19 protein-coding genes are annotated in these 23,623 nt (G+C 47.6%); 2 read left to right on the top strand and 17 right to left on the bottom strand.

Going from position 1 to position 23,623, the window contains the following annotated elements; translation table 11 throughout:
• Positions 1 to 37: 37 nt before the first annotated feature.
• From nagZ to adhE, 9 genes are all read right to left on the bottom strand, one after another.
• A complete protein-coding gene (nagZ, locus tag AC3WQ3_RS04515) occupies positions 38 to 1,624 on the bottom strand; it encodes a beta-N-acetylhexosaminidase (protein ID WP_492471553.1) in 1,587 nt (528 codons plus the stop codon).
• Positions 1,621 to 2,871 (bottom strand): response regulator, encoded by a 1,251-nt coding sequence (locus AC3WQ3_RS04510; protein WP_492471552.1) that lies wholly within the window; start codon positions 2,869 to 2,871, stop codon positions 1,621 to 1,623. Before AC3WQ3_RS04510 ends, nagZ begins: the two co-directional genes overlap by 4 nt.
• Entirely contained in the window at positions 2,872 to 4,707 is a 1,836-nt protein-coding gene (locus tag AC3WQ3_RS04505; protein WP_492471551.1) for a cache domain-containing sensor histidine kinase, read from the bottom strand.
• A 30-nt stretch (positions 4,708 to 4,737) separates the two neighbouring features.
• Positions 4,738 to 5,568 carry a carbohydrate ABC transporter permease gene (locus tag AC3WQ3_RS04500; RefSeq protein ID WP_336780677.1) on the bottom strand — a complete coding sequence of 277 codons (831 nt, stop codon included), beginning with the start codon at positions 5,566 to 5,568 and terminating at the stop codon, positions 4,738 to 4,740.
• The gene (locus AC3WQ3_RS04495) at positions 5,568 to 6,452 is read right to left on the bottom strand and encodes a carbohydrate ABC transporter permease (protein ID WP_095359303.1); all 885 of its coding nucleotides are present in this window, start codon (positions 6,450 to 6,452) and stop codon (positions 5,568 to 5,570) included. The genes AC3WQ3_RS04500 and AC3WQ3_RS04495 overlap by 1 nt, the downstream gene beginning before the upstream one ends.
• A 51-nt stretch (positions 6,453 to 6,503) precedes the next feature.
• A complete protein-coding gene (locus AC3WQ3_RS04490) occupies positions 6,504 to 7,868 on the bottom strand; it encodes an extracellular solute-binding protein (protein WP_154895496.1) in 1,365 nt (454 codons plus the stop codon).
• Positions 7,869 to 8,099: 231 nt separating this feature from the next.
• A complete protein-coding gene (gene pflA, locus AC3WQ3_RS04485) occupies positions 8,100 to 8,852 on the bottom strand; it encodes a pyruvate formate-lyase-activating protein (protein ID WP_492471550.1) in 753 nt (250 codons plus the stop codon).
• A gap of 72 nt (positions 8,853 to 8,924) precedes the next feature.
• On the bottom strand, positions 8,925 to 11,183 hold the full coding sequence (gene pflB, locus AC3WQ3_RS04480; protein WP_492471549.1) for a formate C-acetyltransferase: 2,259 nt from the start codon (positions 11,181 to 11,183) through the stop codon (positions 8,925 to 8,927).
• 551 nt (positions 11,184 to 11,734) lie between these two features.
• Positions 11,735 to 14,347: a bifunctional acetaldehyde-CoA/alcohol dehydrogenase gene (adhE, locus tag AC3WQ3_RS04475; RefSeq protein WP_492471548.1), complete on the bottom strand. Its 2,613-nt coding sequence runs from the start codon at positions 14,345 to 14,347 to the stop codon at positions 11,735 to 11,737.
• Between the two features lie 440 nt (positions 14,348 to 14,787).
• Here adhE and AC3WQ3_RS04470 point away from each other — a divergent pair, with 440 nt between their 5' ends.
• Entirely contained in the window at positions 14,788 to 15,504 is a 717-nt protein-coding gene (locus AC3WQ3_RS04470; protein ID WP_095290364.1) for a Crp/Fnr family transcriptional regulator, read from the top strand.
• Positions 15,505 to 15,607: 103 nt separating this feature from the next.
• Here the strand turns inward: AC3WQ3_RS04470 and AC3WQ3_RS04465 are convergent, their stop codons facing one another.
• The 6 genes from AC3WQ3_RS04465 to AC3WQ3_RS04440 form a co-directional block, all read right to left on the bottom strand.
• Positions 15,608 to 16,318 (bottom strand): hypothetical protein, encoded by a 711-nt coding sequence (locus AC3WQ3_RS04465; RefSeq protein ID WP_127537908.1) that lies wholly within the window; start codon positions 16,316 to 16,318, stop codon positions 15,608 to 15,610.
• A gap of 183 nt (positions 16,319 to 16,501) precedes the next feature.
• On the bottom strand, positions 16,502 to 17,230 hold the full coding sequence (locus AC3WQ3_RS04460; protein WP_492471547.1) for a hypothetical protein: 729 nt from the start codon (positions 17,228 to 17,230) through the stop codon (positions 16,502 to 16,504).
• A 237-nt stretch (positions 17,231 to 17,467) separates the two neighbouring features.
• Complete coding sequence (locus AC3WQ3_RS04455) at positions 17,468 to 17,764, bottom strand: winged helix-turn-helix transcriptional regulator (RefSeq protein ID WP_148565210.1); 297 nt, start codon at positions 17,762 to 17,764, stop codon at positions 17,468 to 17,470.
• 318 nt (positions 17,765 to 18,082) lie between these two features.
• Complete coding sequence (locus AC3WQ3_RS04450) at positions 18,083 to 18,811, bottom strand: ThuA domain-containing protein (protein WP_127537906.1); 729 nt, start codon at positions 18,809 to 18,811, stop codon at positions 18,083 to 18,085.
• Between the two features lie 24 nt (positions 18,812 to 18,835).
• Positions 18,836 to 19,804: a sugar phosphate isomerase/epimerase family protein gene (locus AC3WQ3_RS04445; protein WP_095290356.1), complete on the bottom strand. Its 969-nt coding sequence runs from the start codon at positions 19,802 to 19,804 to the stop codon at positions 18,836 to 18,838.
• Positions 19,805 to 20,019: 215 nt separating this feature from the next.
• Positions 20,020 to 21,132: a Gfo/Idh/MocA family protein gene (locus AC3WQ3_RS04440; protein ID WP_095290354.1), complete on the bottom strand. Its 1,113-nt coding sequence runs from the start codon at positions 21,130 to 21,132 to the stop codon at positions 20,020 to 20,022.
• A 160-nt stretch (positions 21,133 to 21,292) separates the two neighbouring features.
• Between AC3WQ3_RS04440 and AC3WQ3_RS04435 the strand changes: the two genes are divergently transcribed.
• Positions 21,293 to 22,111 carry a helix-turn-helix domain-containing protein gene (locus AC3WQ3_RS04435; protein WP_095290352.1) on the top strand — a complete coding sequence of 273 codons (819 nt, stop codon included), beginning with the start codon at positions 21,293 to 21,295 and terminating at the stop codon, positions 22,109 to 22,111.
• A 21-nt stretch (positions 22,112 to 22,132) separates the two neighbouring features.
• Here the strand turns inward: AC3WQ3_RS04435 and yxiS are convergent, their stop codons facing one another.
• Positions 22,133 to 22,447, bottom strand: coding sequence for a protein YxiS (gene yxiS / locus AC3WQ3_RS04430; RefSeq protein WP_492471545.1), 315 nt, complete (start codon positions 22,445 to 22,447; stop codon positions 22,133 to 22,135).
• Between the two features lie 51 nt (positions 22,448 to 22,498).
• Positions 22,499 to 23,437 carry a Gfo/Idh/MocA family protein gene (locus tag AC3WQ3_RS04425; protein ID WP_492471544.1) on the bottom strand — a complete coding sequence of 313 codons (939 nt, stop codon included), beginning with the start codon at positions 23,435 to 23,437 and terminating at the stop codon, positions 22,499 to 22,501.
• Positions 23,438 to 23,623 lie beyond the last annotated feature (186 nt).

Genomic DNA, 23,623 nt, shown 5'->3' with positions numbered 1-23,623 from the left:
ACCACATAATAGTAAGGCCGTCTTTATCACTTTAAAGTTAACTTAATCGGACGGGCAAGCTTCCACTCGGATTCAGTTCACCCGTAATTAACAAGGAGAGTGCACGTACCACGGCAGGTGTATTTTCGTAAGTACATACGTAAGCTCCCGGCCTGGGTATTTCCAGCAGATCATAGGGATTACGCAAAGCTACAACAATTAATGAATGGTTTACACTCAGCCGTTCAATCAAGTAACGCTGACCTTTGGGAAGAACCCCAGCCGAGGTGTACGTGCATACAATGACTTGTTCTCCCTCCATTACACTTTTCGTAATTCGTTCTGCTTCTTCATATGACGGCTGTGTTGTTATCTTATGCTCACGAACATGATTTTTGTATTGTCCAAGCACCACCCCAAGTGAATCCGAATGGGACCAGGGTTCATCTACCTCTGTTCGCTGTACAACCTCAGGCCATACAACAAATACATTTTGTTCGGGCTTTAATGGCAGTATACCGTCATTATGCACTACGGTAATGCTCTTGCATGCAATTTCATCTAACAGCACATTCTCCGGAACGGATGAAAACGAATATGGCATACTTAATTGTTCACTTGATTGATCACCGCAGCGTTTTTGCTTCCAATCCACGACACGCTCCAGCGCCAGGTCAATGATCTGCTCGTCGATGTCTCCATGGCGGACCGCTTCCACCACAGCATCTATAGCTGCAATTTGCTCCTCCAGGGTATGACTGACCAGAATTAAATCTGCTCCCGCCTTAACCGCACGAACAGCCGCATTCGCAACCCCATATGGTTTGGATATTGCGTGCATCTCCAGACAATCTGTAATAATAATTCCTTTAAACCCCATTTGTTCGCGCAGCAATTCATGTAATACGTTACGGGACAACGTTGCGGGAATTGGCTCTGGTTCAATTGCCGGGAAAATTACATGTGCGGTCATGATGGCATCCACACCTGCCTCAATGGCCCGGCGAAAAGGCCGCAGCTCCACCTGCTCCAGCCTTTGCCATTCATGCGGAACCGTTACCATGCCAAGATGTGAATCTACGGCTGTATCTCCATGCCCCGGAAAATGCTTCGCTGTGGCAGCTATGCCGCTGGACTGATATCCAGCAATGGCTGCCGCACCATGGACGGCGACGTTCTCGGCATTTTCCCCATAAGATCGCACGCCTATCACCGGATTAAGAACGTTATTGTTCACGTCAACAACGGGTGCAAGGTTCATATCGATCCCAATCCGCTTAAGCTCAGCCCCAAGAATTCGCGCACATTGATACGTATAGTCCGGATGACCTGTTGCACCAAGAGCCATGCTTCCCGGTACTCTGGTAATCCCGTCCTTATCAATTCTCGCAACCATACCGCCTTCCTGATCTACCGAGATCATAAGCGGCAGCTCACTGCTTTTTGCAGCCAAGCTCTGCAACTCGGCAGACAAACGGGTCAATTGTTCCACACTTTCCACGTTGCGCCTGAAGTAAATAACACCCCCAACATGGTAGTCCTGTATCAACCGCGTAATCTGTTCGTCCACTTGCTGTCCATGAAAGCCGCACATAAACAGCTGACCCACCTTTTGCTCCAGTGTGAAATGTCCCCATGAGCTCATGTATGCATTTCCTCCTCCAATGAAGTGGCTATTCTATGGCTTTGCCTGTATTCGGACGGCTTCATATGAAAATGTTTATGGAATACCTTGGAGAAATAACGCCGCTCTTTATAGCCCGTGGCTTCCCCAATTGACGTAATGCTCCATTCCGTTGTACTCAATAACATCGCTGCTGTTTCCATCCGTTTCTGGGTCATATATTCAACAAATGTGACCCCGACATGGCTTTTGAACAGCTGACAAAAATAACTTGAACTAATACCAAGCCAATCCGCTACTTCATCTATGCCAAGATCATGATCCAGATGTGTATCCATATACTCACATGCGGACTTGATCCATTCCGAAACCGAAGGACGCGAGGTGCTTTGTTTCTGACAGTGCCGGTATCGCTCAATAATCTGGTGGTCCAGACATACGGGCGTATCATCCAGAATAATCCTTGCCTTCATTGCTGAGTCAACAGCAAAGATGGCATTAAGTCTCTTTTGAATACGCTGAGCTAGTTGATCTGCTCTGGTCTCCCATCCAAGCGAAGCCTTGAGCAATATCCCCCATTCTCCCTTACGGACGTGAGTTATGATGCTTCCTTCGATTATTTCGGTTAGATCTCTAAGATTGGTATGAATTTCATCATGCCACTGCTGATGCTGGTCAGCTGTCCATCCGATGGAATGGCGGAAATAACCTTCTGCATCCACAAGAATCAGGACATAGCGATCAGCAGAGGGCAACGTTTCCGAGGATTGCACGGGGAAGCATGCCAGGTTTTCCTTTTCACCCCGCAGCAAGTCTGTCACATGTTTGTGCCTGATCCAGTTTTCCATTTCTATACTTCGATGGCGTTCAGACTCACTAGTTACTCTCTTCTGAATAATTTGTTCAGTTAACTCACGTAATTTGTTCTCCAGATCCGAGTAATCAATGGGTTTACATATGTATTCATGTACATTGTAACGGATGGCCGTTCGGGCATATTCGAACTGCTGATATCCGGTCAGCAAAATAATTTCACATGACTCGCCCCGCTCGCGCAGGATTCGAATAAGTTCCAAACCATCCATGGTAGGCATGCGGATATCGCACAGCATAATGTCAGGATGGCAATCAGCCACCTTATCCAGTGCTTCTATTCCACTTCTGGCCGTGCCCGTAATTTCAATCCCCATGTCCTCCCAGGGCAGGATCAGTCTCAAATTTTCCAAAATCGGCAGCTCATCATCAACAATCATTGCCGTCAGATTCATCTAGGCATCCCCCTGCTCATATCGTGGAATTATGCATTGAATCACTGTCCCATGTCCTGGAGCAGAACATATGAATATGCCATATCCCGCCCCGTATCGAATTCGTATCCGATCCGCTACACTTCGTAAGCCGAGTCCCCGGCGTTCAGCCATGGAGGATAGGGAAAGCTCCCCTTCCTTTGCATGCGAATGTTCCGGAGGATCCTCTGCCATATATTCGAATCTCCCCATTATTTCCTGGGGAATGCCAAGTCCGTTATCCTCCACTTGCAGTATCAGATTATGGTGGAGCTCAAACGCACTGATTCGAAGTACTCCCTTGTACTCAATACCCTCGAAGCCATGCTGAATGCTATTTTCAACTAAAGGCTGCAAGGTCAGTTTAAGTACGGAGGATGCATATAAATGAGTAGGAATATCCACTTCGTACGTAAACAATTCGCTGAATCTGTATTGCTGAATTTCAAGATAACTCTGGAGATGCCTTACTTCCTCGCCCAGTGGAATTTCTTCCTGATCCTGAATACTGATACGAAGAATATTGCCAAGACGGTTTACCATTTCGCTGACTTTCCGTCCCTCTCCTCGCATCGCAAGCCCGTTGATGGATTCCAATGTATTGAACAGGAAGTGTGGTTTGATCTGAGCCTGCAGCACACGCAGTTCAGCCTTGGCCTTTTGCTGCTGCTCTGCCCGCACACGGCGAAACAGGCTTCCAATCCTGTCCAGCAGTTCATTGAATCCATGGGCCAGAAGCTGCATCTCATCGAATCCCTTACCTTCAACCCGTGCGTTGAAGTCACCATCCTCGACTCGCCGCATGAAGCGGACCAGCACCGCAATATTGCCGGTTATCCGATTCATGAAAAACAGGTTGAAGACCATCGCAGCAAGAAGACAGACCAGAATAATAATCACCGACCAGCCTGCAAACACATTGGTTTCGGCCGACAACGCTTCCCACGAGGTGACACTGATTAAACTCCAACCGTAGTTTTTCAGATGATACTGGGACAGGATACTCTCCGTGCCATCAAATACGGTCCGGATGCTGCTGAAGCCGGGTCCATAACTGGCCGCGTTTACGCCGAGGTTCTCCATCTTCTCCCCACTGTACCGCCCGGATGGGTCATAGACGACCAAACCTTCTTCATTAATTAATAAAAAGGACGTATTTTGAGCGGAATCACTGATCTGCAAATGCCGGAAGATGCGATCAATCTCCCCCTTTTTGATTTGTACCACCAGAATTCCGATATTTTGAAAATAACTGAGTTCCTTCACTAACCTGATCTGCGTAAAGACAGGATCGTTACCGGTAAGTTCGGGATATTCAAGCGGGGCAAGCCATTTGGGCACGCCATTAAGCTGATGGATTTCCTGAAATAAAGGGTGTACCTTGAATTGCTGAAAAGGAAGCGTTTCAAAATTTTCCTTGGTAAATATGGAGACGATCTGATTGTTCTGGGACGAACGCAGATCATATAAGAAAGCATAGCTAATGAACGGATAGTTATATAGAAGAGATCGGAAATTGCGCTGGCTGGCATTGAGCGATAATTGATTACCGGTCCCGAGATCCTGCTTGGTCGGATCTTTGGCGTTAAGTGCCATTTGAAATACCGACGTGGCGATCCCGTTATCCGTGACATTGTTTATCTGCTGAAAAACATTTTCGATATTGTAACTAATGGCCTGGAGGGCATATTCGGCCTGTTGGTTGTATTTCTTCTCAATTGTATGTGAGGTAACCAGAAACATCCCGATACCCAGTGCACACATCGGTACAATAATTAACAGCAGAAATGCCAAGGCCAGCTTCATGCGCAAGTTCATATCCGTTCTCCCCAATAACCGCTTAGGCCATCAACCCTTGACGCCGCCTGCGGTCACACCTTCAATGATTTTCTCCTGCAGTATGGCGTAAATAACAATGACAGGCACAACACTATATACAATTCCTGCGGACATCTGGGCATAGTTCATCTGGTACTGATCACGAAACTGGACCATGCCTACAGGCAGGGTGCGCAGCTTATCTGTAGATAGGAAATAATTGGCGAGCAAAAATTCGTTCCAGTTGCCGAGGAAATTCACGATAAATACCGTAACGATGGCTGGAACTGTAAGAGGTATCACTATTTTAGCAAAGATCCCTGGGGCCCTCAAGCCATCCATTACCGCTGCTTCCTCTATCTCTCCGGGAAGTGATCTCATAAAAGCAGCCAGTATGATAATCGTAAAAGGAATGGCATTGGCTACATAGGGAACAATCAGAGCCAGATGCGTGTCCAATATGCCCAGCTTGCGGACGAGCAAATAAATGGGCAGCATGAGCGCATTGTTCGGAATAAGCATGCCGGCCAGTATAAGACTATAGAGAAACAGGCTCCACTTGCGGTGTCTCATCCGGGTTACAGCAAAAGCAAACATGGCGCCCAGTATAATGGTACCTGCCGAAGAGAGCACCGAAATGTACATGCTGTTCCAGAAATACGTACCAATCTTGGCGTTGACCCAGGCTTCCACGTAATTGCTAAACACCCAGTTCGTTGGCAGACCAAAAGGATGAAGAGCAATCTCATTGTTATCCTGTTTGAATGAAGAGAAGATAACGAATAAAAAGGGAAATAAAATAGCGATCAAATATAACATCAACAACACATGAGGAATACTGGCTCGTATATGCTTTACCATCAATACTCCACCCTTTCGTTGTGCCTTGCCACGAGCAGTTGGTACACAGCCGTCAGCACAAGTGTCAGAGCAAAGATCAGGACCGCTACCGTATTGCCGTATCCATATTTAAAATTGGTAATCGCATATTTGATCATATACGTAGCGAGCACCTCGGTGGAGCCGGCCGGTCCGCCTTTGGTCATTACAAGCACAATATCTGCTGCCTTCATCGCTCCGGCAATGGACAGCATGATGACAACCGAAATAATGGGCCTGATGAGTGGCAGCGTGATTCGGGTGGCCCGCTGCACTGCCGTCGCACCATCGATGGCTGCCGCTTCATCCAGGTCACGGGGAATGGCGAGAATGGCCGCCAGCACCATGACAATGTAAAATCCGGTCCACTGCCAGGCATTGGTCACAAGAATGGACAGCATCGCGAAACGATTATCCGAAAGCCAATACACCGGCGGAATGCCAAACGTATTGAGCAGTTGATTCAATAGCCCGATGTTGGGCTCATAGATAAATCCCCACAAAATACCGATGACTGCCGTCGACATAATGGAAGGTAAAAAAACAGCCGTTTTGTATACTCCCTTTAATCGTTTGACATTGGCAATAAGCAATGAGAATAATACAATCAGCGGAACCTGGATCAATACGGAAAATCCGATAAAAAAGCCATTATTGCGTGTGGATATCCAAAACCGTTCATCGGTTAAAGCCTTGGCGTAATTCGACAAACCCACAAATCGTGGGTCTGTCGAAACGCCATTCCAGCTGGTCAAGCTATAGTACAGTGAGCTGCCAATCGGATACAGGAAAAACATGACAAACAAGATCAATGCCGGTAATACAAACAGCGTGTAAATGAGTGGGCTGCGGAGTGAAGTATTCATATTCAGCCTCCTTCAGTAACTTCAGTTGCAGCTTGGGGTAGAGTAGATCCATTATTCCACAGAAGCGTTGGCTTCCTCCTGAACTTGCTGCAGCTCCTCCGCCATCTTCTCCGGCGTGGTCTGTCCACCAATTAGTTTTTGAATCTGCAGATTGCTGATCTCGGTGGTCACATCCGCCTGTACCAGCGCATCAAAGGCTGGGAATGATGTCTGGGATGCATTCAGGACAGCAACGATTTCCTTCATCAGCTCGTCGGTAATGCTGTCCGTTAATACCTTCTCATCCAGCTTCATGGCAGGAAGGACTCCATCTTCCACAAGTCCACGCACCTGCATATCTTCATTATAGAAGTTTTTGATGAACGCTTTTACCGCTTCCAGCTTCTGAGGATCTTCCGCTACAGATGCCGAGAAGCCATATCCATTATTGACGTCACGCATAAGGGAAGTCTGATCTCCCACGCCATTCTCTACCGGCGGCATATTGAAGAATCCAACCTTGCCGATCAACGATTCCCCGCTCTGTCCTTCCTTAAATACTGATGATTTCCATGTTCCGTCGTACATCAATATTGCTTCACCACTTGTGAATTGAGTCGTATACTCTGCGTATTCGAAGCCGAGCTCGCCTTTTTTGAAATACCCCTTATCGACCCATTCCTTATGCTTCGCAAAACCTTGAATCACACCCGGATCGGTCCATTTGGCTTCACCAGTTGCAAACTTCGCAGTAATCTCGGGACCGGCATAACGGGACCACAGATGATTCGTCAACATCAGCGGGACCCAGCCCGCTTTGGAAGCAGAGGCAAGTGGCACTTTCCCATCCGCTTTGATCTCGGCCAGCATGTTATCAAGCTCAGCCATGGTCGTTGGTGCTTGCCAGCCCTTTTTTGCAAAATATTCTTTGTTATAGAAAAAACCTTCGCCTGATCCACCAATCGGCAGTCCATACACTTTGCCTTCATACGTGAATGGTTCAAGGGATGTAAACTGATCCTGAATGCCCAGCTCTTGCAAAATCGGTGTCAGATCCAGCAGCATGCCTTCCTTGGCATACACTTTGGAGTCCGGGCTGCCGAACAGTTCGAAAATATCCGGTGGATTGCCGGCAGCCATTTCCCCGCGAAGCTTTTCCTTCCGGTTCACATCCGATTCAACCCCGTCCAGCGTAAAGGTCAGATTAGGGACCTCACTTTCCACTTTGTCGACGACGTCCTGCAGAATGGCCAGCCGTTTCTGTTTATCCGCCCCTACTTGGGTGTGACGCAGCAGCATTTCCACCGGTTCCTTGCTCGTCTCCGGTTCGGAGCCTGAAGCTCCCTGCGGATTTTCGTTCCCTGAGCCCGAACATGCAGCCAGCGTCCAGGACGTAACCAGCAGCAGTGAGAGCAGCATTATCATTCTTTTTTTCATCGTCGTTGACCCTCCTCGGCATATTGCGCATTTGGTTTTACACTCTGATTATAAAAAGCCGGAGCTACCATCGTAAGGATGACAATTCATCAATAAGGGGATAAAATCCTTCACTGAACAAGCCTTTTCGTAATCCTCATGTAAAATGCAACAAAAAACAGCCCTTGCGACGTTTGTCGCAAAGACTGTTTGAAGAGTGGGTTCATTTTCTATCGGACCCATGGATATGGATCATTTTGCCCGAGCAAGTGTGTCTGTCGTTTCTTTCCGCCCCTGTTCAATCAAGCGATAAGCCCGTTCCACTTCTTCTTCGGTAGGAGACGGAACGCCTTCGAGCGGATATACTTTTCCCAGTGCCTGCCATTTGTATATGCCCATCTGGTGATATGGTAAAATCTCAAACTTCTCCACACCATTCAATGTTCCGATATAGCGTCCCAGGTTAAGCAGATCTTGTTCATCATCATGAATGCCTGGCACGTATACGTGCCGAATCCACATTTTCCGGCCATGATCCGATAACCAGCGGGCCATCCGAAGTGTTCTCTCATTGGATTTCCCGGTAAGCTTGATATGCTTTTCATCATCGATATGTTTCAGATCCAGCATGACCAGATCCGTATGGTCCAACAAGTCAAGAATACGCTCAGGTTCATTATAGCCATTGCTGTCCAGGGTGGTGTGCAGTCCCCAGCGCCGCTTCACTTCCTTGAAAACCTGGCCGACGAAATGAGCCTGCAGCGTCGGTTCGCCTCCCGATACCGTAAGTCCGCCACCCGAACTGCGATAATAGGTCAAGTATGGCTCGATCTCAGCAAGAACTTCCTCCACGCTCATATCCCGGCCTCCATCAAGCGCCCATGTATCCGGGTTGTGACAATATTGGCATTTCAGGTGACATCCCTGCATAAAAAGCACGAAGCGGATGCCTGGGCCGTCAACCGTCCCGAAAGTTTCGAGTGAATGAATATGTCCGTTAACCATGCTGCCTCTTCCTTTCTGTATCCGCATCCGCTGTGCGTTTATGATGGTGATCTACTCCTGTTTACCGTTTTATTACATCGAACCGTGGAAGGTCCGGTTAATGACATCCAGCTGCTGCTCACGCGTCAATTTGATGAAGTTTACGGCATAACCGGATACCCTAACGGTCAATTGTGGATAATTTTCCGGATGCTCCATGGCGTCAATCAGCTGCTGACGATCGAACACGTTCACGTTCAGATGGTGAGCACCTTGACCGAAATAACCGTCCATCATGGCAACCAGATTGGATTTGCGCGTATCGGACTCTTTACCGAGCGCTTTAGGCACAATCGAGAATGTGTTGGAGATACCGTCCAGGCTGTGTTCGTAAGGCAATTTGGCTACAGAACCCAGGGATGCCAGAGCTCCTTTTTTGTCACGTCCATGCATCGGGTTGGCACCTGGAGCAAACGGTTCGCCTGCTTTACGTCCATCCGGTGTTGTACCGGTTTTTTTGCCGTACACCACATTGGATGTGATGGTCAGTACGGATTGGGTTGGAATGGCATTACGGTACGCTTTATGTTTGCGGATCATGCCCATGAAGCTCTCTACCAGTTCAACCGCGATGCTGTCGACGCTGTCTTCATTGTTACCGTAACAAGGGAAGTCTCCTTCAATTACAAAATCAACGGCGATTCCTTGCTCGTTACGAATCGGTTTAACTTTTGCATATTTAATTGCACTCAAGGAGTCGGCTGCAACGGACAGGCCGGCAATACCACAGGCCATGGTGCGTACGATATCGCGGTCATGCAGAGCCATCTCGATCCGTTCATAACTGTATTTGTCATGCATGTAGTGAATCACGTTAAGGGTATTCATGTACAGTTTAGCCAGCCATTCCATCATCGGTTTGAACCGTTTCATGACCTCATTGTAATCCAGCACTTCGCTTGTAATGGCCGGATATTCCGGTCCGACCTGTGCACCGGATTTCTCGTCACGTCCACCATTAATCGCATACAGCAGTGCTTTCGCCAGGTTGGCACGAGCGCCGAAGAACTGCATTTGTTTACCGATCTTCATCGCCGATACGCAGCACGCAATACCATAATCATCTCCGTAGATTGGACGCATCAGATCATCATTCTCATACTGGATGGAGCTGGTTTCAATGGATACTTTGCTGCAATACTCTTTGAACGCCTCCGGAAGTTTGGTAGACCAGAGTACGGTCAGGTTAGGTTCCGGTGCGGGTCCCAGATTGTGCAGCGTGTGCAGGAAACGGAAGCTGTTTTTCGTTACGCGTGTTTCCCCGTTCACGGACATCCCGCCGATGGACTCGGTTACCCATGTCGGGTCACCGCTGAAGAGCTCGTTGTAGTCCGGTGTACGCAGGAATTTGACGATCCGCAACTTCATGACGAAATGGTCAACCAGTTCCTGAGCCTGCTCCTCGGTGAGATGACCTTCCTGCAGGTCACGTTCAATGTAAATGTCAAGGAATGAAGATACACGTCCAAGGGACATGGCCGCACCATTTTGCTCTTTGATGGCAGCCAGGTAACCGAAGTACAGCCATTGGAACGCTTCTTTCGCTGTGGTAGCCGGCAGGGAGATATCAAAGCCGTGCATTTCGCCCAGCTGCTTCAATTCCTGCAGAGCCCGGATTTGTTCGGATAACTCTTCACGCAGACGGATAACATCTTCATCAATGACATCCACTTCAAGAGCGTTCAGTTCTCCTTTTTTGGCACGGATCAGGAAGTCCACCCCGTACAGAGCAACCCGGCGGTAATCGCCGATGATCCGGCCGCGACCATAAGCATCAGGCAGACCGGTAATGATACCTGCTTTGCGTGCTGCACGCATCTCGGATGTATACGCATCGAATACACCCTGATTATGTGTTTTGCGAATATTAGTAAATATATCAATGACTTCTTGAGGCATTTCGAAGCCGTAAGCCTGACATGCATCAATCATCATGCGAATTCCGCCTGTTGGCTGAATGGAGCGTTTGAATGGAGCATCAGTTTGCACACCGACGATCTGCTCTTTGGATTGATCCAGATACCCGGGTTCGTGAGACACGATCGTTGCCGGAGTATTTACGTCCACATCCAGTACGCCGCCGTTGTCCCGTTCCTTTTTAGTCAGATCGGATACGATGTCCCACAGGTCTTTCGTATTCTGTGTTGCCCCTGCGAGGAATGACTCATCCCCATAATACGGAGACAGGTTATGTGCCAAGAAATCATTCACATCCACGGATTTGGTCCATGTGCCTTTGGTAAAGTTTCTCCAGCCTGTTTGTTGTTTTACGTCTTTTTCGATCACCGACATAGTAATCCCTCCACAAATTTGGATTTCCGGACACATGACAGGGTGCAGCAAAATCGTCTCATCTGTGCCCAGAGCCGCGATTAATGTGAACTTTTTCACATATCAGCCGGAACACGTTCTCTCTACATGGGAACCGGAACCGCGGGATGGATGTTTTTCTTACATTTTCAGTATACGTCTTGCGGGTTTCACCATCTGTGATTTTTATCACAAAGTTAGTGAACTTCCTCACTTCACCATCGCAGGATCATGGTGAGCCCCATAATTATTCACACTTAGCCACTGCGCGGGCCAGAACAACTTCCGATCGCTGTTATCACTGGATTTTTTTCATTTCTTATTCTAATTGGGAAAATCCATTGATAAAGGCGAGCGCTTCGCTTCTTCAGTTTTTTCTGTCCTCTCCGTTAATGTGTGAATACCAAACCGTTCAACGGATCCCCAAAAGATTCCGTCATCGACAAAAGGACGGCAATGTGGGCTCCCCTTTCGGGGAACCCTGAACCTATTGCCTAAACCTTAAACTCATTTTTGCTTGTTAACGATACTGTTTATTCAAACCGTCCGTAGAACGCATTGCGGTAAACGTCTGCCAGTTCAGTCACCAGCGGCAGTTTCGGATTGGCGGTTGTACATTGATCTTCGAAAGCACGATCGGCCAGGTAATCCACGTGAGCTTCAAAGTCCTTGGCATCAAATCCGATTTCCTGGAACGATTCCTCAATACCGAGTGTTTTGTTCAGTTTGCGAATTGCATTGATGAGGCTGTTCACCCCTTCTTCTGTAGTACGTGCAGGCAATCCCAGAATTCGGGCAATTTCAGCATACCGCTCATCTGCTACGAAGTGCGAATATTTCGGGAATGATGCAAATTTGGTCGGTTTTTTCGCGTTATAACGAATGACGTGCGGCATCAGGATTGCATTGGTACGTCCATGTGCGGTGTGATACTGTCCGCCCCATTTGTGCGCCAAGCTGTGGTTAATGCCCAGGAACGCGTTAGCAAAAGCCATACCGGCAATCGTCGAAGCATTATGCATTTTCTCACGTGCCAGTTTATCCCCTTGCAGCGCCGATTGCTCCAGGTATTGGAATACCAGCTGGATGGCTTTGATCGCCAGACCATCCGTGTAATCATTGGCCATAACCGATACATACGCTTCGATGGCATGTGTCAGTACGTCCATACCTGTATCTGCAACCGCTGTTTTTGGCAGTGAATAGACGAATTCAGGGTCCACGATGGCTACATCTGGAGTCAGCTCATAGTCTGCCAGTGGATATTTGGTGTTGCCCAGATTTTTATCTGTGATTACGGCAAACGATGTTACTTCCGATCCTGTACCCGACGTTGTCGGAATCGCTACGAATTTTGCTTTTGATCCAAGGCGCGGATATTTGTAGATACGTTTACGGATATCCATGAATTTTTGCTTCAGATCATTGAAGTCCGTGTCCGGATATTCGTAGAACAACCACATGGCTTTGGCAGCGTCCATTGGTGATCCACCACCAAGAGCGATAATGCAGTCAGGCTGGAAGCGGCGCATCATATCTGTACCGCGGTCTACCGTTGTTGTTGATGGATCGGGCTCAACATCCGAGAATACTTCGATTGCTACCGGCATTTGGCGTTGACGCAGATAATGCTCCACTTTTTCCACATAGCCCAGTTTGACCATCATGGCATCCGTAACGATGGCTACGCGAGTAATATCAGGCATTTTGGCCAGATACTGCGTTGCTCCTTTTTCGAAGTACACTTTGTTTGGCACTTTGAACCATTGCATATTCACGGTACGGCGAGCCACCCTTTTCACGTTAATTAAGTTGACGGCAGTGACATTCGATGAGGTGGAGTTACGGCCATATGAACCGCATCCCAGGGTCAACGACGGCATGTTGGTGTTGTAGATGTCCCCAATGGCGCCGTGTGTGGATGGCGAATTCACGATAATCCGTCCCGTTTGCAGACGATCCGCAAATTTGCTTATGACTTCTTCATTATTCGAGTGAATAACGGAGGAGTGACCCATGCCGCCAAAGGCAACCACTTCCGCAGCACGCTCAATCCCTTCAGCTGCTGTTTTTACTTTGTAACAAGCCAGTACCGGACTTAATTTCTCTGCAGACAGCGGGAACTTGGTGCCGACGCCCTCAATCTCTGCTACAAGAATTTTGGTGCCAGCCGGAACCTCGATACCACACATTTGCGCAATGGTTACTGCCGATTGACCGACAATTGCCGGGTTAACCGCACATTTCTCCGCATTGATGGCACCTGCTGTCAATTTGGCAGCTTCATCCTTATTGACGAAATAACAACCGTTCGCAATCATTTTCTTTTTCACCTGATCGAAGATCGGTTCTTCGATGATGACCGCTTGCTCGGAGGCGCAGATCATACCGTTGTCGAATGACTTGGACAAGATCAGATCCGTTACAGCCTGATTGATATCTGCCGTTTTCTCGATAAAGCAAGGTACATTCCCTGGTCCAACGCCCAGTGCCGGTTTACCACAGCTGTACGCTGCGCGTACCATGCCTGATCCACCCGTTGCCAGAATGAGCGCCACATCATTATGATTCATCAGTGCATTCGTGCGGTCCATGGAAGGATCATCAATCCACTGGATACAGTCGGCCGGAGCACCATGCTTCACCGCCGCTTCGAGCAGAATTTTGGCGGCTTCGCGGCTGCAGTTCTGAGCGGAAGGGTGGAATCCAAAGATGATCGGGTTACGTGTTTTGATGGAAATCAACGCTTTGAACATCGTCGTGGATGTGGGATTAGTCACCGGTGTAATACCCATGATAATGCCTACAGGCTCCGCTATTTTCTGGAAGCTCTCATACTCGTTATCTTCAATCACGCCTACGGTTTTGTCATATTTGATGCTGTGATACACATATTCTGTTGCAAAGATATTTTTGGTGATTTTATCTTCATACACTCCGCGGCCGGTTTCTTCCACTGCCATTTTGGCAAGCATCATGTGTTTGTCCAGACCTGCCAGTGCCATGGCTTGCACAATGCGATCAATCTGTTTTTGATCCATGGACATGAATGCTGCGTGTGCTTTATTCGCTTTGTCAATTAACGTTTGAATATACTGACCTGCTGTCGGTTCTTTTACTGGGGCGACTTCGTTCTTTACAGCCATCTCCCTCATCCTCCTAAAGGTTCGTATTGTTTTTTGGTTTGTCTCTCTTCTTTACGTACACATCGTAACATGTCGAAAAGGTTAATTATGTGATTTTTTTCACAAAGTATAACAAATTTAATTTAAGTTTTTTGGAGTTCCTTCTGAAGGTCATTTTCACTTCCTATTTAAAATATATAGCTGTCAAATGCAGCCTTCCCTCTCCAAAGTGAATTTAATCACAATGTTTGAAATTTCGCCATTTTTGCCCCCTTTCCATGCCCCTCAAACGGTAAGATTAGGTATATACTGAACTTAAAAATTGAACCACCGCAATTTGTACCGTCCTCCCCTGCGGAATTGACCCTAATCAGGACGGTAACGGTTGCGGCGAACCACGGAGCGCGGACTGCAGCATGATTGTAATCCCCCTCCGGTGGATACAAAGGGGAGATAGACTTATGAGAGAACAACTGAGTGTCATGGAAAAACGCGGCAATACCAACTGTTTCTCGGAAGTGAATTTCAATCATCTGCTCGTAACCATGAAAGACCGTACCTATCCTGAAGGGACCCACCTGTATTGGGAAGGTGATGTGTCCGACAAACTTTATTATATGAAAAGGGGCCGTGCCCAGATCACCAAATCCACGGATGAAGGCAAAGAGCTTATCATGTACATGTACCAGTCCGGTGATATGATTGGTCAGGCAGATCCGTTCTTCGGTTCCAAGCATACCTTCTCGGCGGAAGTGCTGGAAGACAGTGAAATCGGTGTACTGGAGCACAAAGACCTGGAAATGCTGATCTGTCAGCACTGTGACTTCGCCATTGACTTTATGAAATGGATGGGCATTCATCACCGCTTAACCCAAACCAAATTTCGTGACCTGATGTTATACGGCAAACCTGGTGCGCTCTGTTCCACCTTGATCCGATTGTCCAATTCTTATGGCGAGCCCCACGGCGATCACGTGATTATTCATAAAAAAATTACCCACACGGATCTGTCCAACATGATTGGAGCTACCCGCGAAAGTGTGAACCGCATGCTTAGCGATTTGCGCAAAAAAGATGCCATTGAATATGATAACGGCATGATTGTTATCAAGGACCTGAAGATGCTCCAAGGCATCTGTCATTGTGAATTATGTCCCAATGAGATTTGCCGCATCTAAGCATTAAGCACTTGAAGTCATCACCTTCCGGTAATGAGCTTAATCTATAAGTGACATGAAAAAAGCCCGTCCTCCTAAAGAGGTGCGGGCTTTATGTTTATGTTTAAGATGCCGTTAACTGTAATTTAACCGCATCCCGTGGATTCAACTTCATATCCAAACCGTTTTCCATCAGTTCCTTGTCATTCACCATGATCACCCAACGCTGATTCATGCGTGGAACAACATTTTCAACCGAAACGACGTATTTGTTATTTTCCGACATTCTGACGATGCCGCTGGACTTAAGTACATCGCGAACCGTGCACTCCTGGATATAGACACCCGCATATTGACGATTAAGGTCTGGCATAATATTGCCGCCGCTGATCTTGAGCAGGGTTGTCTGATATGCAACACCTTCTCCTGTACTGTCGGCGGCTTTTACGTAAATGATCACTTCATCCTTGGCATGAAGCTCCATGCCCCAGTTTTCCGGATCAATATCCTTGCCGTTTAGCTTAACTGCCCAGCTTAGCGAGGAATCAAGTGAAACTTCCCCTACGGATTGAATCCGCTTGCCGTCGGCCGTAAAATCAACCAGACCACTGTTCAATAGCGCCTTCTTAAGCGTGAGTCCTTCACTAAAATCCCTCTTGATCGACTTCGTTGCATCAGGCAAAAAAGTGCTTCCATCGACAGCAACGGTAATGGTATTGGAAGTATCGGTCTCCTTGACCACCGGCTGTTCAGAAGGCTGTGTCTCTGTACATCCGGCTAGAATTGCCATAATAAGCAAACATAAACCGATGTAACCGGGGAACTTCTTCATCATGTCGGTAACACCACCCTGCGTAAAATCTTCACCCTGTTGTCCATAACCTCTATTATGGCACAATATTCATCCAAAAAAAGTGTCAATGCCGTTACTTTTCTTCCATATTCCTTCCTGCAGCACAAAGAGCCCGCTTGCGGGCTCCTTTGTTCGGATCGTTCAACCCTTATATTTAATTCCCCTCTATTGAACACACGCCTGCATATAAGTCCGGCCCCCGTCCCCATTTTTCAGGTACGGATTAAGCCCATGGAACTGTTCCTCCGACACATACACACCTGTCAAAAGTCGCCCTTCGAGCAGCTCTCCATCCATCTGTACACAGAATGTAGGAGCTGTTACGTATTCCTGATACAGCGGGATCTGACTGTACGGATGGTGAATCTTGTAGAGCTTGCCCTGCTCATGCAGGGGACGCTCTGAGAAGTATGTCGGTACAATGTACCGGGCGATGACATCCAGCTCTTGTGTGGTATAAAAAGCTTCATCACCAAGCCACGGTGCCAGCAGCCTGATTTTTTCATACTGGGACCATACAATGGCTTGAATTAGCATTTCGGGTTTTACATATCTTCGTTTCCCGGAAGCTCCAGTAAGCTGGCCACGTGGAAAATCATCATCCAGCTTATCCTGCACAGACCCCGGGTATCTTATTTCACAACCAATGCATTTCCAGCCTGACGATGTCTGAATCCACTTTTGCAGGACGACCGGAGCCAGTTCTTGCCCATTGCTGTTTCCAAGTGGAACTGCTTCCCCTGGGTCCTGGTTACCCACGTGGGGATTAACATAATATTTAAACAGTTCCGCAGCTTTTTTGTAAATCAGATGAACCTGAATGGATGCGCTCTCAAGTTCCGCAATATCTTGCTTGCCGTAGCGTACTTCACGGGATAAGCTTTCTTCTCTCATGACAAGTGGCCTCCTCGCTCCGGCCGCCTGCGGCCATTTTTCTTAAATTATACTATAACTTCTGTCAATATGTGCAAGGCCTGCAGGAAAAAGGTGGTTTATTTCTACATTCCTGTATATTGAACAGACCAGCCATGATGACTAAGTAAGTATATAAGACAAAAAACTCCTGATTTCAGCGAAATCAAGAGCTCCCTGTTGTCAGGTCACATCATTGAGCCTGGACATATGAATCGTTTAATCTACCCATTGCTCTGCCCAGTCCTGAATTTGGTTCATCACAGGCTGCAAAGCTTTCCCTTTTTCTGTTAGCTCGTATTCAATACGAACCGGCGTCTCGGGATAAACATGACGAATCAGAATACCTTCACTCTCCAGATCCTTCATCCGTTCAGATAACATCTTGTCACTCATTGACGGAATCAGGTTGGAAATATCCTTGAATCGCTTAGACCCACTCATCAACGTTTGAATAATCAGACCGTTCCAGCGTTTGCCCAAAAACGAGAATGCCGTCTCAAAACGCGGACACATCCGTAAATCTTGGCCTTCCACATTAATCACCTCTTTAGAGATCACTGAACTTACATTTAGTTAGTATATTTCATAATAACACATTTACGTCACAAAGAAAACGTCTGCCGTAAAAAAGTTAAAATTTAATAGGCTTCTTTGCATTTTGACTATACAACAAGTATACCTCAGGACGATTCGATGAACCATGGCAAATATCGTATAACGCCCATGTACCTATCTTACCCAAAAAGAACCCAACTGCCACAGTCATACTTGACTCGGAGAAGGGTTCTTAGGTATACGTTTCACTTGCCCATCAGATACTACTTTTGCGGCCTAGACCAGCACGCCACCAAATGGTCTTACAGGTTCGCTCTTGCCAAATTGCGGCTTGAAGCTGCGGGCAGGATATGCCCATTTTACTGCATTGCTGATCACTCTCAGAATTTCCGGCTTGTAATACGTCGGATAGGTTTCATGGCCTGGACGGAAGTAGAAGATTTTGCCTTCGCCGCGACGGAACGTGCAGCCGCTTCGGAATACTTCCCCACCCTGGAAGTTGCTTACGAACACGAGCTCATCGGGTACCGGAATATCGAAGAATTCACCGTACATTTCTTCCTTTTCAAGTACAATCTTGCCTTCAATCCCATCCGCAATGGGATGAGAAGGATTGACACACCATACGATCTCCTGCTCGTCAGCAACACGCCATTTCAGATCACAACTGGTGCCCATCAAGGCCTTGAACGGTTTGGAGAAATGCCCGGAATGCAGAACAATCAATCCCATGCCGTTCAGTACTCGCTGTGCAACCTTCTGTGAGACCTCGTCGCTTACACGATCATGTGCCATATGTCCCCACCATATCAGCACATCTGTGGAATTCAGCACCTCATCACTTAAGCCGTGTTCAGGCTGATCCAGTGTAGCTGTCCGAATCGCAAATCCTTCGCCGCCGAGTCCGTCTGCCAGCGCCCGGTGCAATCCGTCCGGATAGACTTCCCTTACTTCATCGTGAATTTTCTCATGGACAAACTCATTCCAAATGGTGACGTTAATCATATTCAATTTCCCCCTAGTATAGCTCTAAACCCACCACATATCGCCCAGCGGTTCCTCAATCAATACTTGCTGGAGATTTTGTACGGCTTTAGAGAATCCTTCTTCAACCGACATCAGACCGTCTTCGTGTTCAATACTTACAACGTAATCGTAGCCTACGAGACGCAGGGCACTGATAATATCCGCCCAAGTCTTGTTATCATGACCATAACCTACCGAGCGGAACTGCCAAGCGCGGTCAAGCATGTTTGTGTAATCCTGCATATCTGTCAAACCATGTTTGTTTACGTTTACCGGATCGATCGTTGTATCTTTAGCATGGAAGTGATGGATCGCGCCTTCACGTCCCAGAATGTGAATCGCTTGTACCGGATCAATTCCTTGCCACCACATGTGACTTGGATCCAGGTTCGCACCAATGACTTCGCCTGCAGCTTCACGCAGTCTTAACAATGTAGCTGGAGTATGCACTGAGAATCCACCATGCAGTTCCAATCCTACTTTCACATTGTGATCTGCTGCATACTTGCCCCACTCTGTCCAGTACGGGATCACTTTGTTCTCCCATTGCCATTTCAACACTTCCTGGAAATCATTCGGCCACGGTGCAACAGGCCAGTTCGGATACTTCGCATCTTCATGGTCTCCCGGACATCCGGAGAATGTGTTTACTACAGGAACTTCCAGCTTTTGTGCCAATTGGACTGTTTTCACGAAATCATCGTGGAAACCTTTGGCGATATCTTTTTGCGGATGAAGCGGGTTACCGTGACAGCTCAGTGCGCTGATGGTCAGACCGCGTGATTCCACTGCATTTTTAAAGTTTTTCAGTGCTGCTTCATTGTTCAAAAGCTCCTCAGGGTTGCAATGTGCATTGCCTGGATGGCCTCCAGTTCCAATCTCTACTGCTTTCAAACCCTTGGATGCTACGTAGTCAAGTGCATCCTCCAATTTACGTCCTCCGAATAGTACCAAAAATACGCCGAGTTTCAAGTGCGATTCCTCCCTGGATTAAATATCGAATAATTGCTGATTAAATGAACCAAGAACTGCATAAATGTACCGTTCAGATCACAAGTTTGTTTTAATAGTGTGGAAAATCTAGAGCATTTCTATCCTGAAATTAAACGTAACAATACTGGTTATTCCAGATGGAAAAACCATCTTCCTGTGTTGCCCTAACTTCAACTTAAATCAACTGAATTACCTTAATTCGATTGCACAATTTCTGTCGGATCCTCATTTGCTTTGGTGGCTGCATTTGGATCGTAAGTACTCTCAAGCATAACGTGCTTGCCCTCCAAAGAAGAGCGCTGGAATGCATGCATCGCTTCTAGCACGTGATACGCGAGCTTGCCGCTGGCTTTGTGTTCCCGTCCGGCACGAATGGATTCGACCATCTCGGTAACACCAATTCCGCGTTCATTCTGACTGCTCTCGAATACAGGGGTTACCGTCTCCCACGTATCCTGACCGAATCTGCGCAGCTTCACTTCCCCATTGAAATAGTTAGGATCCGGTACACTCAGCGTGCCTTCGGTTCCGTAAATTTCAATCCGAGGCAAGTCCGAAGCCCCACGAATATCGAAGCTGGTAATCATTGTTGCAATGGCTCCGTCGGTAAAATCGATGGTACCTGCCAGATGCGTCGGAGTTTGTACCCGGAGAGGCGTTCCTTCCTTCGGTCCCGAACCAATAACACGATCGGTGATCTGAATGCCTGCAGAAGAACTAATTCTCCGAATGGGTCCCAGCAATGTAACCAGCGCTGTCAGATAGTAGGGTCCCATGTCAAACATAGGTCCTCCACCTGCAATGTAAAAGAACTCGGGATCGGGATGCCATGCCTCAGGTCCGCCACCCATGAAGAAGGAAGTCGCCGCAATCGGTTTCCCGATCAGACCGTCTACAATAGCCTGACGTGCCGTCTGAATGCCTGATCCAAGGAAGGTATCCGGTGCGGAACCAACATACAATCCCTTCTCTTCAGCAAGTTCAATGACTTTGCGGCCGTCTTCAAGCGAAATGGCCAGTGGCTTCTCGGCATAGACATGCTTGCCTGATTCGAGCACAGCCAGATCGGTCATGGCATGACTGCCAGGCACCGTCAGGTTCAGCACAAGCTCGATTTCCTTATTTTGCAGCAACTCATCTACATTGTAAACGTTTGCGATATTAAATTCATCTGCCCGTTCCTGAGCACGTTCACGGATCAAGTCCGCTACGGCTACAATTTCAATGAGCGGGCTATTTTTCAGATTCTCCAGATAGATGGCGCTGATGTTACCGCACCCGATGATGCCTGCTTTTAATTTCTCCAATGTGACGTTCATCTCCTTACGCATGGTGAGAAGCTGTGATGAATGTTTTGTGCCTTGAATTTAATACTATGGTATTCCGTTTTGGGTTCAATTAAAATGAATAATATGATCGAAACATGAACTATCTGGTCATAATTTTCAAATTGCAAGGAGTATGCCAATGCCGACCGATTATTCCTGCCAGGTTCTTACAGCAGGCTTCTCATTTCATCGCAAACCCTATGCTGGTATTCATCCCGACGGGGTTAAGAACTACCTCCTAAGGCTGCAGACCGACGGTCGCTGCCGGGCACGAATAGACGGCGAGATGTCACTCGTCGATGCGGGCGATCTGCTTCTTTTCAGTCCGGACGAGCCTTATGAACTCAAAATAGACAATGAACGGAATCCGATGGGAGAACGACTCGTAGAGAGCGGTGACTACCATATCTTTTTTAATGGTTCCTGGGTGGATGAATGGTGGGAACGCCACAAAAGGCCAAACCGGATTAAGGTCGAATTGACCGAAAGCCTGCTGACCCTGTTCCGTCAACTCGTGCTGGAGCAGCGCCGAATCTCCAATCCATATCCCGAGATCTCCAGTTACTACATGCGTATCTTATGTCTGGAGGTGGATCGTCTTCTCTCTGAACATCCGACGATAACCAACACCAACTATGTGGCGTATGAAATAAAAAATTATATCGAGGAGAATGCTTCCTCCCTGTTCAAACTTGAAGATGTAGCAACCCATGTTGGTATCAGCGTGTCACGCGGGGTTCATCTGTTCAAGGAAGCGTTTGGCAAAAGTATCATGCAGTATACCCTGGACGTACGGCTGAACATGGCCAGAGAACGGATCATCTTCAGTCCAATGACGCTGGAGCATGTCGCCGAATCGTCGGGGTTTAACAATTACACGTATTTCCACCGCGTATTCCGCTCCCGGTTCGGCATGTCGCCCAAGGAATTCCGGCTCATACACCGAGAACAGATGTAAGGTATTATACGTAAATTCTGCTTATTTGCGCGCGGCGATTGCCTCCGATACCACCATGGCCAAGTCTTCGTTGCCAAACATGGACAACACACCCAGCACCGTATCATCCGGAATCTCTCCGGCTTCCTCCTTCGGCACAACCAGCTGCAGCACTTGCTGCAGCCGTTCATTGGTCTGCTGATCCGGGTAAGCTTGCCGGTACATCTCTTCTGGGTCCAGTCCATGATTGGCACACCACTGGGCAAATACAAGAATCATCATTTCTTCTTCCTGTTTATAGGTTTCTACGACCGCTTCCTCGATCTGTTTTCTGCGTTCCTTTTCATATTCGTCCATTGTGTCATTCCTCCATATGAGTTATGTTCTTTATCCCGTTTTCACAAAAAATCACTTGCGAATCAGCTGCTCTGCCAGCTCATGGCTATCCATTACGTGGCTGGAGCTAATGATGCAATCGTCCGGCGTGTCCAGGTTAGCCAAGAAATGATTGACGGCTCCGCTAAATCCTCTGCGCGTTAATATGGAGTCCCAGCTGCCGAAAGTTTCTTTGCGCTCAAGCTCTCCGCGTTCGGTATATCTGGCCTCTTCCATATTCACAACTTCTACCGATCTGCCTCCGCCGTGAAGTTCGATCTTCTCCAGGTCAGCCCCCGCCTCGCGCACCATATCGAATCGTCCAATGGCCTTTCTTCCAAGCTTGGCTGATCCGGCAGCATGAAGAAGCTGGTCCAACTCATTCGTCCGGACCCATTGATGAACCAGCTCCACATGATGATCCGAATACCATAACATCAGATCCAGCATATGAATCAGATCATCATAGATCGTTTTTGCTGCAGGAAGATGCTGAATGCCTGTCCGATGCTTCGTTAACATCAGGGATTCAAACCCCTGCCCCCGTTGCATCCACGCTTTCGCTTTCTGGTACATCGGTGCAAATCTTCGGTTAAAACCTACCGCAAGGAGCAGCCCCTGTGCCTCAGCAAAAGCAGTCATTTCTTCGGATTCCCGCAAGGTGTAGGACAGTGGTTTGTCCACATATACAGCCAGTCCCCGTTCCAAACATTGCATGACAATATCAAAATGTGCTTCCGTTGCTGTATGTACAAAAACGGCATCCAGATCCCAGGACAATAGTTCCTTCAGATCCGTCGTTCCGTTATCTAATCTATAAGCATGCTGAGCAGCCGTTACCGACTCTGGAGAACGGTTCATAATACCGGCAATTTCCACATCAGGATGCGCGGTTAACAGGGGCAAGTATACTTTGTGAGCAATACCCCCAAGTCCGATGATCCCAGCTCGGGTTCGCTTGGTTGTTTCCATGATAAGCATTCCACCTTCAGATGAGTTCTAAGTTCCACGACCTATAGTGTAACCCTTCAGCCAGCAACATGCCAGTTGATCAGCATAAGAAGGATTGAATTATCCGGTTCCCGGTCGAACGTGGTACACTTGGGTAGAAAGGCATGTAGGATCAGGAGATTGGAGTAGTGCCCTGACCTGAAAGGA

The organism is Paenibacillus sp. FW104-T2 (genome assembly GCF_058789975.1).
The sequence above is the reverse complement of the archived record's forward strand: the minus strand, read 5'-3'. Positions and strand labels throughout refer to the sequence as shown.

Coding starts and splice junctions, on each gene's coding strand:
- nagZ (WP_492471553.1), bottom strand. CDS start 1,624: ATGAGCTCATGGGGACATTTCACACTGGAGCAAAAGGTGGGTCAGCTG.
- AC3WQ3_RS04435 (WP_095290352.1), top strand. CDS start 21,293: ATGCCGACCGATTATTCCTGCCAGGTTCTTACAGCAGGCTTCTCATTT.
- AC3WQ3_RS04470 (WP_095290364.1), top strand. CDS start 14,788: ATGAGAGAACAACTGAGTGTCATGGAAAAACGCGGCAATACCAACTGT.
- AC3WQ3_RS04500 (WP_336780677.1), bottom strand. CDS start 5,568: ATGGTAAAGCATATACGAGCCAGTATTCCTCATGTGTTGTTGATGTTA.
- pflA (WP_492471550.1), bottom strand. CDS start 8,852: ATGGTTAACGGACATATTCATTCACTCGAAACTTTCGGGACGGTTGAC.
- adhE (WP_492471548.1), bottom strand. CDS start 14,347: ATGGCTGTAAAGAACGAAGTCGCCCCAGTAAAAGAACCGACAGCAGGT.
- AC3WQ3_RS04490 (WP_154895496.1), bottom strand. CDS start 7,868: ATGAAAAAAAGAATGATAATGCTGCTCTCACTGCTGCTGGTTACGTCC.
- AC3WQ3_RS04465 (WP_127537908.1), bottom strand. CDS start 16,318: ATGATGAAGAAGTTCCCCGGTTACATCGGTTTATGTTTGCTTATTATG.
- AC3WQ3_RS04455 (WP_148565210.1), bottom strand. CDS start 17,764: ATGTGTCCGCGTTTTGAGACGGCATTCTCGTTTTTGGGCAAACGCTGG.
- AC3WQ3_RS04460 (WP_492471547.1), bottom strand. CDS start 17,230: ATGAGAGAAGAAAGCTTATCCCGTGAAGTACGCTACGGCAAGCAAGAT.
- AC3WQ3_RS04425 (WP_492471544.1), bottom strand. CDS start 23,437: ATGGAAACAACCAAGCGAACCCGAGCTGGGATCATCGGACTTGGGGGT.
- AC3WQ3_RS04450 (WP_127537906.1), bottom strand. CDS start 18,811: ATGATTAACGTCACCATTTGGAATGAGTTTGTCCATGAGAAAATTCAC.
- AC3WQ3_RS04510 (WP_492471552.1), bottom strand. CDS start 2,871: ATGAATCTGACGGCAATGATTGTTGATGATGAGCTGCCGATTTTGGAA.
- AC3WQ3_RS04495 (WP_095359303.1), bottom strand. CDS start 6,452: ATGAATACTTCACTCCGCAGCCCACTCATTTACACGCTGTTTGTATTA.
- AC3WQ3_RS04505 (WP_492471551.1), bottom strand. CDS start 4,707: ATGAACTTGCGCATGAAGCTGGCCTTGGCATTTCTGCTGTTAATTATT.
- yxiS (WP_492471545.1), bottom strand. CDS start 22,447: ATGGACGAATATGAAAAGGAACGCAGAAAACAGATCGAGGAAGCGGTC.
- pflB (WP_492471549.1), bottom strand. CDS start 11,183: ATGTCGGTGATCGAAAAAGACGTAAAACAACAAACAGGCTGGAGAAAC.